At 59.1% G+C, this 15415-nt stretch carries 8 protein-coding genes; 6 read left to right on the top strand and 2 right to left on the bottom strand.

What is annotated here, in order from left to right; all coding sequences use genetic code 11:
* The first annotated feature begins 2 nt into the window (after positions 1-2).
* The 5 genes from BFN10_RS03980 (at position 3) to BFN10_RS03960 (ending at position 6275) form a co-directional block, all read left to right on the top strand.
* Positions 3-1112: a mannuronate-specific alginate lyase gene (locus tag BFN10_RS03980; RefSeq protein WP_092240845.1), complete on the top strand. Its 1110-nt coding sequence runs from the start codon at positions 3-5 to the stop codon at positions 1110-1112.
* A gap of 218 nt (positions 1113-1330) precedes the next feature.
* Positions 1331-2863 carry an MBOAT family O-acyltransferase gene (locus BFN10_RS03975; RefSeq protein WP_034118206.1) on the top strand — a complete coding sequence of 511 codons (1533 nt, stop codon included), beginning with the start codon at positions 1331-1333 and terminating at the stop codon, positions 2861-2863.
* Positions 2864-2874: 11 nt separating this feature from the next.
* The gene (locus BFN10_RS03970) at positions 2875-4044 is read left to right on the top strand and encodes an alginate O-acetyltransferase (RefSeq protein WP_071488564.1); all 1170 of its coding nucleotides are present in this window, start codon (positions 2875-2877) and stop codon (positions 4042-4044) included.
* Positions 4045-4060: 16 nt separating this feature from the next.
* Positions 4061-4717: an alginate O-acetyltransferase AlgF gene (locus tag BFN10_RS03965; protein WP_058422926.1), complete on the top strand. Its 657-nt coding sequence runs from the start codon at positions 4061-4063 to the stop codon at positions 4715-4717.
* A 106-nt stretch (positions 4718-4823) separates the two neighbouring features.
* Complete coding sequence (locus BFN10_RS03960; protein WP_071488563.1) at positions 4824-6275, top strand: mannose-1-phosphate guanylyltransferase/mannose-6-phosphate isomerase; 1452 nt, start codon at positions 4824-4826, stop codon at positions 6273-6275.
* A 96-nt stretch (positions 6276-6371) separates the two neighbouring features.
* On the opposite strand, the gene BFN10_RS03955 is transcribed toward BFN10_RS03960, so the two are convergent.
* Positions 6372-6860 (bottom strand): hypothetical protein, encoded by a 489-nt coding sequence (locus BFN10_RS03955; protein WP_130898091.1) that lies wholly within the window; start codon positions 6858-6860, stop codon positions 6372-6374.
* 745 nt (positions 6861-7605) lie between these two features.
* Between BFN10_RS03955 and BFN10_RS03945 the strand changes: the two genes are divergently transcribed.
* Positions 7606-8070: a multidrug transporter gene (locus tag BFN10_RS03945; RefSeq protein WP_071488560.1), complete on the top strand. Its 465-nt coding sequence runs from the start codon at positions 7606-7608 to the stop codon at positions 8068-8070.
* Positions 8071-8193: 123 nt separating this feature from the next.
* On the opposite strand, the gene BFN10_RS29925 is transcribed toward BFN10_RS03945, so the two are convergent.
* On the bottom strand, positions 8194-15411 hold the full coding sequence (locus BFN10_RS29925; protein ID WP_071488559.1) for a SpvB/TcaC N-terminal domain-containing protein: 7218 nt from the start codon (positions 15409-15411) through the stop codon (positions 8194-8196).
* Positions 15412-15415 lie beyond the last annotated feature (4 nt).

The raw sequence follows: 15415 nt of genomic DNA, 5'->3' as shown, positions 1-15415 counted from the left end.
CTATGCAGAAGTTACTGATCCCTACGCTGCTGGGCCTGGCGATGTTCGCAGGCTCCGTCAACGCCGCCGCACCGCTGCGTCCGCCACAAGGCTATTTCGCACCGATTGAAGCGTTCAAGACCGGCGACTTCAAGGAAAACTGCGACACCATGCCGGCGCCCTACACCGGTCCGCTGCAGTTTCGCAGCAAGTACGAAGGCTCGGACAAGGCGCGTTCAACCCTGAACGTGCAGTCGGAAAAAGCCTTTCGCGACAGCACCGCCGACATCACCAAGCTGGAAAAAGACACCAGCAAACGCGTGATGCAGTTCATGCGTGACGGCCGCCCCGAGCAGCTCGAATGCACCCTGAACTGGCTGGTGTCGTGGGCCAAGGCCGATGCATTGATGTCCAAGGACTTCAACCATACCGGCAAGTCCATGCGCAAGTGGGCGCTGGGCAGCATGGCCTCGGCCTATGTACGCCTGAAGTTCTCCGACTCGCACCCGTTGGCCAATCACCAGCAGGAATCGCAACTGATCGAAGCCTGGTTCAACAAGCTCGCCGATCAAGTGGTCAGCGACTGGGACAACCTGCCCCTGGAAAAAACCAACAACCACTCCTACTGGGCCGCCTGGTCGGTGATGGCAACGTCCGTCGCCACCAACCGTCGCGATCTGTTTGATTGGGCGGTGAAGGAATACAAGGTCGGCGTGAACCAGGTCGACGACCAGGGCTTCCTGCCGAACGAATTGAAGCGTCAGCAACGCGCCCTGTCGTACCACAACTACGCTCTGCCGCCGCTGTCGATGATCGCCAGCTTTGCCCTGGTCAATGGCGTGGACCTGCGCCAGGAAAACAACGGCGCGCTCAAGCGCCTGGGCGACAAAGTGCTCGCAGGGGTCAAGGATCCCGAGATCTTCGAACAGAAGAACGGCAAGGAACAGGACATGAAGGATTTGAAGCAGGACATGAAATTCGCCTGGCTCGAACCCTTCTGCACCCTCTACACCTGCGCGCCGGATGTGCTCGAGCGCAAGCATGGGATGCAGCCGTTCAAGACCTTCCGCCTCGGGGGCGACCTGACCAAGGTCTATGACCCGACGCATGAGAAAGGCAACAAAGGTTCCTGACGAAACGCGGTAAAAAATGTGGGAGGGGGCTTGCCCCCGATAGCAGGGTGTCATTCAACACAGATGGCGACTGTTACACCGCCATCGGGGCAAGCCCCCTCCCACAGTTCGAGTCGGTTTCGTCAGTTGGAATGTTGTACGGCCCGCCCCCGATTTTTCGTGGGGGGGTTTGGGGGGGCTCTGGCCCTTGACTGTTGGTTAAACATGGAGAGATCGGGATGGTTTTCTCGTCCAATGTGTTCCTGTTTCTGTTCTTGCCGATCTTTCTCGGCTTGTACTACTTGAGCGGGCAACGCTATCGCAACCTGCTGCTGCTGATTGCCAGCTACGTGTTCTACGCCTGGTGGCGAGTGGACTTCCTGGCGCTGTTCGCCGCCGTGACGCTGTGGAACTACTGGATCGGCCTGAAAGTCGGTGCCGCCGGTGTGCGCACCAAGCCGGCCCAGCGCTGGCTGCTGCTCGGCGTGGCGGTCGACCTGTGCATCCTCGGCTACTTCAAGTACGCCAACTTCGGCGTCGACAGCATCAACGTGATGATGAAGTCGGCGGGCCTTGAGCCGTTCATCCTGACCCACGTGCTGCTGCCGATCGGTATCTCGTTCTACATCTTCGAGTCGATCAGCTACATCATCGACGTGTACCGTGGCGATACCCCGGCGACCCGCAACCTGATCGACTTTGCGGCGTTCGTGGCGATCTTCCCGCACCTGATTGCCGGCCCGGTACTGCGCTTTCGCGACCTGGCCGACCAGTTCAACAACCGCACCCACACCCTCGACAAATTCTCCGAGGGCTGCACGCGGTTCATGCAGGGCTTCATCAAGAAGGTGTTCATTGCCGACACCCTGGCAGTCGTCGCCGACCACTGCTTCGCCCTGCAGAACCCCACCACCGGCGATGCCTGGCTCGGCGCGCTGGCCTACACCGCACAGCTGTACTTCGACTTCTCCGGCTACAGCGACATGGCCATCGGCCTGGGCTTGATGATGGGCTTCCGCTTCATGGAAAACTTCAAGCAGCCCTACATCAGCCAGTCGATCACCGAGTTCTGGCGGCGCTGGCACATCAGCCTGTCCACCTGGCTGCGTGACTACCTGTACATCACCCTGGGCGGCAACCGTAAAGGCACGCTGACCACCTACCGCAACCTGTTCCTGACCATGCTGCTCGGTGGCCTGTGGCACGGTGCGAACATCACCTACATCGTATGGGGCGCGTGGCACGGCATGTGGCTGGCGATTGAAAAAGCCATCGGCCTCAACACCGCGCCACGCAGCTTCAACGTCGTGCGCTGGGCCTTCACCTTCCTGCTGGTGGTGATGGGCTGGGTGATCTTCCGCGCCGAAAACCTGCACGTCGCCGGCCGTATGTACGGTGCGATGTTCAGCTTTGGCGAGTGGTCGCTGTCGGAACTCAACCGCGCCAACCTCACCGGCCTGCAAGTGGCAACCCTGGTGGTGGCCTACGCAACCCTGGCGTTCTTCGGCCTGCGCGATTTCTACACCAATCGCCCTGCCGAGAAGACCAAGCCGGCCGACCCGAGCCTGATCAAGGCCGTGCCGGGCGACAACCCCGGCAGCATCCACGAGCCCGGCTTCACCGTGGGCCAGGATGCCGCTGTGCAACCGGCCTACTGGACCGCTGACTGGCCACGCTACGCCATGCGCGCTGCGGTGCTGCTGCTGTTCGTGGCGTCGATTCTCAAACTGTCGGCGCAGAGTTTCTCGCCGTTCCTTTACTTCCAATTCTGAGGGAGCCGACCATGACCCGTTCATTACGCGTCCTCTATATCGGCCTGTTCCTGGTGGTGTTGCTCGCCCTGGGCGCCTGGTCGCTGCGCAGCTTCTTCGGCTTCAGCACCAATGCCGACGCCACCGTGCTCAACGGTCGCTGGACCAAGGCGGTCGAGACCCACTACGACGACCAGTTCCCGATCAAGCGCCTGGGCACCAACCTGTGGGCGGCGCTGGACTACAAGCTGTTCAATGAAGGCCGTCCCGGCGTGGTGCTGGGCCGCGATCACTGGTTGTACAGCGACGAGGAGTTCAACCCCGCCGTCAACGAAGACCAGAACCTGGAAGGTAACTACGCGCTGGTCGAAGGCGTACGCCAGAAGCTCAAGGCCCAGGGCATCCAACTGGTGATGGCGATCGTGCCGGCCAAGGTACGCCTGTACCCGGAACACCTGGGTGAAGTGAAGCCGGCGAGCATCCACGCCAACCTGTACCAGGACTTCCACGCCCGTGTCGCCGCCGACAAGATCATCGCCCCGGACCTGCTCGGCCCGCTGCAACAGGCCAAGCTCGGCGGCAAGCAGGTGTTCCTGCGCACCGACACCCACTGGACCCCGGACGGCGCTGAAATCGCGGCCAAGCAATTGGCCAAGACCATTGCCGCCAAGACCCCACTGAGCGGCGAGCCCCAGCGTTTTGTCACCGAGGCCGAGAGCACCACACCGCACAAAGGCGACCTGCGTCTGTTCCTGCCGCTAGACCCGCTGTTCGAAAACCTGATGCCGCCGCAAGAGCCGCTGCAAAAACGCGTCACGCACCTGGCCGAAACCAAAGGCGACGACGCGCTGTTCAGCGACAGCGAAACCCCGGTGGCGCTGGTGGGCACCAGCTACAGCGCCAACCCCAACTGGAATTTCGTCGGCGCCCTCAAGCAAGCCCTGGGCAGCGACGTGGTCAGCTACGCCGAAGACGGCCACGGCCCGATCCTGCCGATGCTCAGCTACCTGAAAAGCGATGACTTCAAGAACAGCCCGCCCCAGGTGCTGATCTGGGAGTTTCCTGAACGTTATCTGCCCGTGAACAACGAAATCGGTGATGCCGACCCCGCGTGGGTTGCGCAGCTTAAACAAGCCGGTTCGCGCCAACAGAACATGGCCATCAACACTAAATCCGAGACGCCCGACCGGGCGCAAAACTGAAAGAGAGGTAACTCACATGACTTTCACTACAACTCCTCGTCGTCTCGCTAAAACCCTGGCCATCGCAGCCGGTTTGAGCTTCGTATCGATGTCCGCCTTCGCCGGTGGCGACGCCGCCCTGTACGGCCCTACCGCGCCAAAAGGCTCGAGCTTCGTGCGCATCTACAACGCCAGCAACCAGGAAGTCAGCGCTACCGTCGGCGCCACCAACCTGAGCGACGTGGCCCCACTGGCCAGCAGCGACTTCAGCTTCATGCCCGGCGGTGACTACAGCGCCAAGGTCGGCAGCCAGACCGTACCGGTCAAGCTCGCTCCGGACCACTACTACACCCTGGTCAACAGCGGTAGCGGCCAGCCACAACTGATCGAAGAACCGCCGTTCAAGAACAAGCAGAAATCCCTGGTGCGCGTGCAGAACCTCAGCGACAAGGCCCTGACCCTGAAAACCGCCGATGGCAAGACCGATGTGGTCAAGTCAGTGGCAGCCAAGGGCCGTGGCGAGCGTGAGATCAACCCGGTGAAAGTAAGCCTGGCGTTGTATGACGGTGACAAGAAAGTCGGCGATGTGAAGCCGGTTGCCTTGGAACGCGGTGAAGCGGCGGTGCTGTATGTGACGGGCTCCGGTTCGAGCCTCTCGCCAGTCTGGGTCAAACGCCCAGTGTCGACCCGCTAAAGCATTTTTCCGGGTTGGTTGAGACCAACCCGGACCGAGACAAAAACAAGAGTGAAACGACAAACCTTCGTAGCTCTGACCCATATCGATTCAAGGAGAAACCCCCATGATTCCAGTCATCCTTTCCGGTGGTAGCGGCTCACGTCTTTGGCCGCTTTCCCGTAAACAGTTCCCTAAACAGTTCCTGGCCCTGACCGGTGAACACACGCTGTTCCAGCAGACCCTGGAGCGCCTGGTGTTCGAAGGCATGGACACCCCGATCGTGGTCTGCAACAAGGACCACCGCTTTATCGTCAACGAACAACTGGCCGCCCGTAAGTTGGAAAGCCAACGCATCCTGATGGAGCCGTTCGGCCGCAACACCGCCCCGGCCGTGGCCCTCACCGCGATGATGCTGGTCAACGAAGGCCGTGACGAGCTGATGCTGGTGCTGCCCGCCGACCACGTGATCGACGACCAGAAAGCCCTGCAACGCGCCCTGGCCCTGGCCACCGTGGCCGCAGAGCGTGGCGAGATGGTGCTGTTTGGCGTGCCGGCCACCCGCCCGGAAACCGGTTATGGCTACATCAAGTCCACCAACGATTCGCTGCTGCCCGAAGGCGTGAGCCGCGTCGAGCAGTTCGTGGAAAAACCCAATGAAAAACGCGCGGTCGAGTTCGTCAAAAGCGGCGGTTACTTCTGGAACAGCGGCATGTTTCTGTTCCGCGCCAGCCGCTTCCTTGAAGAGCTGAAAAAGCACGACCCGGACATCTACGACACCTGCCTGCTGACCCTGGAACGCAGCGAACAGACCGCCGATACCGTGTCGTTCGACGAAGCCACCTTCGCCTGCTGCCCGGACAATTCCATCGACTACGCCGTGATGGAAAAAACCCAGCGCGCCTGTGTGGTGCCACTGAGTGCCGGTTGGAGCGACGTGGGCTGCTGGGCCTCGCTGTGGGCGGTCAACGACAAAGACGTCCACGGTAACGTCAGCAAAGGCGACGTGGTGATCCAGGACAGCCGCAACTGCATGATCCACGGCAACGGCAAGCTGGTGTCGGTGATCGGCCTGGACAACATCGTGGTGGTGGAAACCAAGGACGCGATGATGATTGCCCACAAGGACAAGGTCCAGGGCGTGAAGCAGATGGTCAACACCCTCAACGACCAGGGCCGCAGCGAAACCCAGAACCACTGTGAAGTGTACCGTCCGTGGGGCTCCTACGATTCGGTGGACATGGGCGGCCGCTTCCAGGTCAAGCACATCTCGGTCAAGCCGGGCGCGTGCCTGTCGCTGCAGATGCACCACCATCGCGCCGAACACTGGATCGTGGTCAGTGGCACGGCCGAAGTCACCTGTGACGAGAACGTGTTCCTGCTCACCGAGAACCAGTCCACCTACATCCCGATCGCCTCGGTGCACCGCCTGCGCAACCCGGGCAAGATCCCGTTGGAGATCATCGAAGTGCAATCGGGCAGCTACCTGGGTGAAGACGATATCGAGCGCTTTGAAGATATCTACGGTCGCTCGACGCCGGTTGAACGTGGCGTTTCAGTGAAAACTATCGCGCAGTAAAACAGTCGTACAAGAAGCCCTCGCCCAGCCGACTGCGTCCCCTATCCGCAGTGGGTTGGGTGGGGGCTTTTCTCGTTCACGGGTTCTCTACACCTATCAGCGGACGGCCCCATTGTGTCCCATCGAGTTGACGCCCCAATTTCTTGGGGAAAAGGCGTTGTAACTGCCGCTGGAGTGATCTTTCCCCGCATTTTTGAATTGATCTTTGCCAATTTTTTCAGTGGCCTTCCCTCCCCACATAAGCGCCCCACCCGCGGCTTTGGAGGCAAATCCCCCGGAGTTGGACACCGTCTTTCCGAGCACCTTGGCCATTCCCCCGACAACGGTCAGAGCGGCCCCCTGGGCTTTGTCCTTGTTATTGTTGTAGAGCGGTGGGAAGAAGTACGCATTCAGTTTTTCGTTGACGCCTTGCAGAACCGTTTGTCGCAGGTTTGTAAGCCCCATGTTTTGCATACGAGTGAATTGACGCGAGCTGACCTCCTCCCTGGGGGCTTGATCGATTGCTCCCAGCACGACAGGCGCTGATACAGATGCAGGTACTACAGGAGAAATCTGCGCAGGAGCGAGGATGTTTGGAATGGTCATGGTGGATCTCACTTCGTAAGATGACAGTTGGGTTACTGAAGGGCTGACAGAGCGTTTGCGTGCCCGGCTTTTTGTAAAAAGACTCCACACTGGTACGTGTCTCGAAGCCAATAAACACCTGGAGTGGTAGGGTTCAGCGGCGTCGGCAGTCCCACTCGGGCGAGCTCCCGAGGGCGATCGTCGGACGTCCTGCAAGATCGAATTTTTCGGCGCCATGTGCTTGGGCAACCTTGCCTCCCACAATCATCACTAGACCCAAGGCTTTGGAGAGAGGGCAACCGCTGGAAGCTAACTTTTGCCCAGCCTCCTGCACGGCCATGCCGCCCACGGCAATACCCACACCCTTGGCGCTCATGCCGCAGTTACGCGATTGCAGCAGGACTTGCCCCAGGTTTGTCAGCTTCTGAGGCTGCCTACGCGAAAACGGGCGTGCTCCTGCCGCGTCAATCGTTTGCGTGAGCGATGCAGGGAAGGGCTGCTCAGCCGCTTTTGAAGATGTCATAAGCGCGGTCGCCACCGACGCTAGGGAAGAGGTAACCTCAGGAGTAAGAAGGGCTGCAATAGTCATCGTTTATCTCACTTGATCAGACTGCGATGGGTACATCCTGGACAATCCGTACTTCCCTGTTATAGCTCTGTGGACAAAATGTGTGGGCCGGTTCCTTGCACAGGAAAACTGATCCTGCGTTAGGCATCCACACCCGCCCGCGAGTAGGATGTTTTATCCGCATATGAGACTGTCATCATGTTCTTTGGCGTTCTACTGATCATCACTTGGCTGGTCCTGCTACTGCGCTACCCGGCCAGAGCCTTGCCGGTGTCGCTGGCCGCCGCCGTGGGCCTGGGATTCGTGGCGATCTGGGTGGTATGGCTGGACAACCGCGAAGCCTCGCAACTGGCGCGCCTGGAACTGCGCATCAGCTACGCCCCGCAAGAGTGCCCGGCCGACCGCCCGCTCAAGTTGACCCTCAACAACAGCAACGATGTACCGCTGACCGAACTGCGCTGGCGCGTCGCCGCCTATGCACCGGGCGACTCGGTCAACCTGGCCGACAACGTCTACGCCGCCCCCCGCTATCGCGGCCCCGGCGAGTTGCAGGCCGGGGCGACATGGGATGACTGCCTGCCCACACCGCCGCTTCGCCCCGGCTACCGCCCGCAAACCCTGGAATTTCGTGCCGAGCACCTGCAAGGCAGTTTCTCGGACTGACAACCTCATACAGGCGTATCTGCAAGCGTTTCAGAATGACGCTCAAGCGCTTGGTTGTATCCATCCCGATAACTTGCGAACTACGGCTGTAAGGTAACCTCTAGCCAACGCCAATTGCTGCATTCAAAGCCTCTTGAAGTATCTCCGCTTCATCGTTGACAGCTTGGCCTGCTCTTTTATAAACGCCGCTTCCCCTTCCCAGTTGGCAGAGCTATTTCGCGCCATTTGCCATTTATGCCCGAAGCGCTCCAACGGCGTCAGACCATCTTCACCAGAAACATCTGAAAAAGCGTTCACTCCAAAATCTATCGGCCCTGGAATAACTTCTTCTAATATATCGTGCCCCCCACGGCTGGGATGAAACCCTGCCAGCAGATAGAAACCTGTAGCATTCTTCGCTACGCTGCTGGCCGCTATCCGTTGAATGGATTGCTTTTCAGCGTCATCCGCCAACTCTAAAAGTAACAAGGACCCGTAGCCCTTCCCTTCTGGCTTCGCAACAAACGTATGAATATCTACAACACGCTCGCCAAGGCCGCCACGTACTACATAATCTAAATATCCATTGACAGCAGACTCTTGCTCCTCACTACCGTCAGGGTTAGCCCCCACGTACGTGATTCTGTGAGAGCCATCTTCGAAAGTTCTTCTGTTGACAAGGACGTTAACCGTTGGCACACCTCCGTTTTCCGGGACGTGCAAGTAAACATTAGAAGTATCGCCAGTGCTTTCTTCAGGTGGACTGCTTGAGGTTGCGGTGTTTTTCCACCAGGCCGGCAGCAACCTTTTTAATAGCGATGGCGCTGGCCCTGACGGGGCGAGCTCTTCATCGGCTTTGTTCGTTGGTGCAAGGCCGTCATTGTCTCTGAGCAATATCGGATTATTTCTGACCATCCTGTACAGATTCAAACCATCGATCGCTTGAGCAGGGTCCGGGTTGATCCAACGTTGTAGTGCTGGCATGTAATATCTGAATCCATAGTAATAAAGCCCCGTCGCGTCCTTCTCCTTACCCGAGTAACCCAACGTGCGATAGCTCTTCTCACTTGAATCACCCCGTTTCCGAAGAGCTGTAGTGCCATACGGGTGATAACTTTCATGACTGACAACCTTTGCCATAGCATCCAACTCCACCAGCCATGATCCCAAATGACTATCCAGGTTGTAGCGGTACTGATCATTTGCCACTCGCTTGGGTCGCGCCGTTTCCCAGTGCAGCACCTGCACTTCACCCACAGTGATCACATGCAACACATTGCCGTGCACATTACGGATCTCCAACCCCGGTAAATAGCGTGTTTCAGTGGTGACAGCACGAGCGCGAGTATGGGCAATGCGCACCTTGCGTCGACGCATACCGTTTGCGTCGTAGGCGTAACGCTCACTGTCGTTGTCGGTGGATTCGCGCACCACCGGCTCTACGCGGAGCAATTGGTTACGTTGATCCCAATTCAGCGGTCGTCCCTCCAGCCTGAGCAGATTGCCATTGGAATCAAACTCGTCGTCGAAATCAGCTTGGGTCAGCGACACACCCTGACTTTCAGGCAAGCAGCGATTGCTGAAGGGAGCCGCCTTCAAAATCCGCCCATGGCTTTGTGGCCCTTGGTGGATCAACTCCAGCAAATTGCCGCCCCTGTCATAGCGGTACGTCTGACAGTAGTTGGCTATTGCGAGGGGGTCGGCCACGTGATTCGGCCCTTGGCGAAGACTGCCCGCTTCAAAGCCAGTTGCCCTGACCAATTGACCGATGCTGTCGTGGTGGTAGCAACTGATCGGATCGACACGCTGATTGTTAAAAAAACGCACCGCCAGCGTCGTGTCCTCAATACTGACGATGTTCCCCCCCGGTTCATACTCGTAATGAAGGTCCTGCAAGAGCGCGCCACTGCCGCGATAACTGGACAACTGGCGTAATCGACCGTCTAGAGGACAGTAATCAAACTGCCTGACCACACCATTGCCCAGGGTTTTGCGTTCTATCTTGCCGTGCGCATCGTAGACAATGGCACTCACCAGAGTCGTTTGCGCTGACGCCCCTTTGAGCCTGAGCCACGCCTCACGCAATTGGCCGTCGACCGTGTAGCGGGAGCCCTGGTGATTACCTGCCACATCGATCTGTTGCAGCACCCCACCGAGTGCATCGAGGTAAACCTGAGTGCGCAACCCCTCACCGGGCTCCAACAGGGCATCGCGCAGATGCAGGGGTTCCGGCCAGTCCGGCATATCCAGGGTCTTCAGGAAATGCTGTACATGATCCAATACGGTACCGCCCATCGCGTACTCATTGAAATGACGAGTGCCCGCAGTGTCATCCTGCCGGATGACCTGCCCGCATAGGTTACTGTCGGCATGGACTGGCTCTGCACGCGCATAGGTAAAGCGCTCCGTGCACAAGCCTTGCTCAAACACTGCCAACAGTCGTATCAACTCATCAAATTCGACCTCACGCTGCGTACCCCGCCCATCCTGCGAATACACGTTTTGCCCAGCTTCACCAAAAACGTGGACACGCCACCCAGCGTCGACGCTTTGGGTACTCAGAACCTGGCCGCCCAAGGAGTAAGCGGTTGCCAGGTTTGCCGGCACCGTAGGGTCGCCTTCATGCAGTAAATGCAAGCGGGGGTCCCATTGGGCGACTGCCAAGCCTGCCTTGTTGTAAAGCGTGCGTGTGACTCTCAGGTCCGCCGCCCCCTGCGGATCGCTGCGGCAATAGGCAACTGCGCGACAGGCCAGGCCGCGCGGTTCAATCACCGTCAGGTCAGGCGTTTGGGTGTGCACCTTGGGATTGAATGACGGCGTGACACCCGCTTGCGCCCTGGCGGCTCGGACTTCTTCATAGGTGTCGTTTTCATCCTCATGGGTGGTGTGCCAGCAATGGTAAGTCTGGCGCCGCAGATAGCCTTCCTTGGCAAGAATAGTATTCGTCAGCCGCCCCAACGGGTCGTAGCGCTGTGTGTCGTAGTCGCCGTGCTGGCTGAAGCTGGCGTCGTTGATGCAATGCCAATCCGAGGCAAAGTACGGCCGATAAACCCTCACCGTGAGCCCCTTGTTGTTGTACTCAACCCGCTCGCTGACGCGCCAGCGCGGCACATCCGGCAGCGTAATCGGCTTGCTCTCGGAGTCCAGCGCCAGGGTGCCGTCCGACTGCACTTGATAGGCATAGCCATCGTCCACCTTATGCTTGGTCTGCAATGGACGGCCGAATCCATCCCAATAGCGGATCGTCATGCGAATCTGCCGGTCAGGGGCAGTCGGATAATTATCCGCCTGGAGGAGCACACCATGCACCGGTTCGCGCCGCACGTTCACCAGGAGCGCACGCAGGCGCTGGCGTGCAGGCGTCAAGTCTTGCGTCGGTAAAAACGCATGTGCGCCAGCGCGTATGTGGCCACTGGGCAACAGGTCGCCTTGCTTAACGCACTCGTTAAACCAGACCAAGTCCAACCGGTCAACTTCGGGTATGCGGCCCATCCAACTGAACCGGTTTTCGAAATAAGCGGTGGCGGCACCTTGCAGTGCTTGCTCCGGCGCCTCGATCGCGTGGGCGGGGCTGTCGTCCTGTGGCCGTTGATAATCGTCAACGGGGTCGAATCCCACGGCCTCACCGCGCTCCACACCGTAAAAGCTGGTAGCCAGCACCTCTCCGAAAGCGTCATGGAGGACTTCCTGGCTATTTTGATTGGGGTCGAGGATGCGGGCGGGTTGCATCAAGCGGTAATCAATTTTCTCGACCTGAGTCTTACAGCCATCAGGCAAGGTCACCGACGTATTCAGGCATTGGTGAGGGTCATAGCCCAGTAACGTCACGCCGTGGGCCTGGGTCTGCCGCACCGTCAAGACCTGATGAAAGCCGGACAATGGGGCGTAGGTGTAGAAGCCCCGCCTGATCGACCAAAGCAGCTCAGGTTCCAACTGCGGGCCGAGCAGCCAGGGCATGCGGCGGTAGCCGATCTCGGTCAGGCGCGCCTCCAGGTCAAATGGCATATCGCCGTGTTCATTCTTGAGCAGGTCATACGCCCGGAGCGCGGATTGATCGAGCTCAGCCGTCTCCACATAGTCCGGCAAAGCCTCGAAACCGGCCTGGCCGTCGGGCCATGGCGTATTACCGGGAAGTTTGCGATAACGCTGCAGGGATTGCCCGACCAACTGGCGCTGGATGCTGTCATTGAGCGGGTTGTCTGCGCTGTCGGACGTAAAGTATTCGTAGGTAATGTCTTGCGGCATCAGGCCTTTGGGGCCGGCGCCCTTGACCAGCACCATCGCATCGGTGCGTTGCACATACGGCAGGCCAAGGCGCCAGGCGTCAGGCTGGGTCAGGTGGATAAATTGCGCGCGGGTCTGCGTCAGGTAGTAACGCTGCTGTGCGTCATCATGGGCGTCGCACCACCAGCGTTTTTGCGGCGCAAGCATGTGAGGGTCCGATTGGCAAGCCGGATCACTCAGGGCGGTGAGACGCCGAGCGTAGTGGACGGTAACGCTGTTGGTCGGGTTGCCGAAAGCATCCCACTGCAAATTCAAGGTCTTCTGGCACACAGGGTCGGTGCTTTCGCGCTCGTAGCGGTAGGTGATGATTTCAACCGGCAATACGTGCAGCACATGATAGGGGGCATGTTTTCCACCGGTGGGACGCTGCAGCCTGCGCAGCAGGTAGCGATGCTGCTCGACCGAATACGGCGTGCCGTCCTCGTCACCAAAGTCAAAGAGTTCACTGCGCAGCACCTGCCCCACCAGTGCATTGCACAGTTGTGCCTGTTCCTTGGCATCGGGGATGACCAGCTGATCGCAGTCGTCCGCCTCGTGATAATAGCTGTAGAGCGTGCCCTTCAAATCGATAGCGTTACTATCCCCGTCGAAGTAGTCCTGGGTGGGTGGGTTCAAGACGCGACCGACGTGAAACCAGGTTTTGCGCAACACCGGCGCGCTGTAACCCTCCTCACGCTGCCCATGTGCCTGCTCCTCGCAGTCGCTCGACAGCTGCAAGGCGAACCCACGAAACTCACGCTCGACGCCATCGTAGAAGGCCTTTCGATAGCTGAACCGCTGGGTCAATTGGTTGCCGGTGATTTCATCATGCTGTATTTGGACGCTGACCAAGGGCAGCGCAAATGGCAGGTGGCACACCGCTGGTTGGTCGCGGGCCTGCAGGTATTTTTTTTCATCCAACCACTCCTGGGCCGAACTGCGGTACACGACAGTTGCGGCAGCACCGAGGTTATTGTTGGTGCCACACAACAGGTACGGCTTGGCGTGAACCAGGTCATAGCGCCAGTGCCGAGGGCTCATATGGGGCACGGTCAGCACCAGGCTCGAATACCCCTGCCCTTGCAGGTCCGCGGCGCTGACTTGGCAAAATCGGTCATAGTTCACACCGGGTGGCCAAGGCAGGCGCAGGGGGACTTCATCAAAACCGTTGCCACCACGGTTCATATAGATCAGCGCACAGTCCGGCCGCAAAAACACCAGGTCGACAGCACCAGAGCCGTCGAAATCGGCGAGCAGCACCCGTGACGCGTCGAACTCATCGTAGGTGAAAGGTAACTTGCACCACACAAAACCCTTGCCGAAACGCCCACGCCCCAGGTTAGGCCAGCATTTGAGCTGATCATGGCGCACTTCAATAAGATGCTGCTGGCCGGAACCCAGCACGTCACAGAACGCCACCAGTCGGTCATTCGCACGACTGAATAGCGGCAGGCGGTCCTCGTCGATACTGTGCGCCACTTCCTGGGCGGCTCGATATCCTTCTGCGCGACCGCTCGCATAAAAGCGCACACTGCGTGGACCGATCATTGCCAGGTCCTGCAGCCCTGCGCCCATCAGGTCCGCCAGTTGCGCCTGAGGGTGAAAGAACTCATTGGGCAGTGCCTTCAGCGAGATGAACTGATGCCAGCGGCCATCCGGCTGGTAGGTGAAAAAGCCGCTCCATCCCGGGTTGGCGATGATCCAATCCGGAGTGCCATCACCCGTAAGGTCCGCCAGGAATTGCTGCACAGGTTTTGTGCTATCGGCGACGGGAATGCGTTCGAGCTCGCGCCACTCGTCATAAATCACCTCATCGAGATGGGTCGGGACCTCGGCCCGTTTGGGCGCGCGGTAATACCAGCTTTTGTCGCTGCAATAGAGAATGCCTGCCATGCCTTCGCCCCGCAGATCGAACAGATGGTAGCGATCACCATCGTTCAAGCCAGGCATCGCATCGAAAGGTTGGTACCCCGCCACATCTTCAACCGGGGAGAACGCCTGATAAGTAAACTCAATAGGGGGACGGCTATGAAGCACGCCATTACCGTCACACGCCTGGGAATGGGCTGCGCTCAAGTGGCTGTAGCCCAGAGCGGTGGGGCGGTACTCGAATAACAAACGTTGCACCAGGACCGGCTCAGGTCCGAGCTGCGCAAAGTTGTGAAACATCAGGACTTGGTGGCACAAGCGTTGCGTCCGCAGTTCAAAGCCATAGCGGTAGTCGGAGTAGGCATCCGTTCGTGCAGTCCAATGTTCTGTTCCAGCATAGGCTGGGACCGCCTCGATCCCACAGGACCGCTCCCCGTAGTCAAACACCAGATGAAAGTGCCACGGCACATTGGCCCAGCCAGCAACTTTCCAGGCATAAAGGTGCCTATGCCCCTGGGCGTTACCGTAATACACCGTGCTCAAGTAACGCTGGGCACGGCCATCACGGGGCTGGTCGGGGCCTGGCGGGTCGGTATCACGTTTATATTCATAGGCCAGGTGCTGGCCATGGGGGTCAACTGTTTCATGAATCAACCAAGCGGCTACGTGTGTCTCATCGTCAGGACAAGCCAACCGTGACTCCGCGGTCTTACCGTACATGTGAAGGCCGCCGTCTGCCGTATGCACCAGCCAGAACATGGTTTGATCGGCGTTTGAGGTCCAGCGCTCAATCAAGGCAAATGCGCCTTCGATGCGGGGCCAGTAACGTGTCACCTGGTGACTGCCGACGTCTAGCCCGCGGTAGTGGGTTTCGGTCCTCTGGACTAGTTGTCCCTCGCGGTCATCCCGTTCCGGCATCAACACTTCGCCGTCGGGGCCGAGAAACGAGTCCTCATCGGTGTAGGTAGGCACGCCCGGGGATGTGCGCCGACTGATGGCATTAACCGTCTTGCTCCAGCCCATACCGAAGTCGCTGTTGCCCGCATCGCTGCTATAGCTCAACGCAAGGTCCGGCGCAAAGCCGCGCCCAGGGGAAATAGGCAAGGGCAACGCGTATGACGCCGTTCCCCTCGCGCCTACGGCACCCAAGCCATCCCCAAGACTTCGAATCGCGCCACCGCCCTTCGGCAGGCTGGGTGGAATGATGTTCAGTGAGTCGTCATGGTTCATGAGG

It is taken from the genome of Pseudomonas extremorientalis (assembly GCF_001870465.1).
GTDB classification, from domain to species: Bacteria; Pseudomonadota; Gammaproteobacteria; order Pseudomonadales; family Pseudomonadaceae; genus Aquipseudomonas; species Aquipseudomonas extremorientalis.
The sequence above is the reverse complement of the archived record's forward strand: the minus strand, read 5'-3'. Positions and strand labels throughout refer to the sequence as shown.